We start from the raw sequence: 318 nt of genomic DNA, 5'->3' as shown, positions 1-318 counted from the left end.
ATGTTTGAGTTATTTTATTAAAAGTGCGGGTGAAGGGAGTCGAACCCCCACGCCAAAGGCGCTAGATCCTAAGTCTAGTGCGTCTGCCAATTCCGCCACACCCGCATATTTCATTAAAATGGTGAGCCATGAAGGATTCGAACCTTCGACCCTCTGATTAAAAGTCAGATGCTCTACCAACTGAGCTAATGGCTCTTGCAATAAAAACTGGTGCCGACTAGAGGACTTGAACCCCCAACCTACTGATTACAAGTCAGTTGCTCTACCAATTGAGCTAAGTCGGCTAAATGGTGGAGGATGACGGGATCGAACCGCCGA

General features: G+C 47.5%; 3 tRNA genes. All 3 read right to left on the bottom strand.

Annotated features, from left to right (window positions below):
- Positions 1-24: 24 nt before the first annotated feature.
- Positions 25-105 (bottom strand) — tRNA-Leu (locus MR066_RS27095).
- A gap of 14 nt (positions 106-119) precedes the next feature.
- A tRNA-Lys gene (locus MR066_RS27090) sits at positions 120-195 on the bottom strand.
- A gap of 13 nt (positions 196-208) precedes the next feature.
- Positions 209-284: transfer RNA gene (locus tag MR066_RS27085), tRNA-Thr, on the bottom strand.
- Positions 285-318: the final 34 nt, after the last annotated feature.

This window comes from Bacillus cereus group sp. BfR-BA-01523 (genome assembly GCF_022662615.1).
Lineage (GTDB): Bacteria > Bacillota > Bacilli > Bacillales > Bacillaceae_G > Bacillus_A > Bacillus_A mycoides.
Note: the sequence above shows the minus strand (reverse complement) of the source record. Positions and strands in the feature narration are given on the sequence as shown.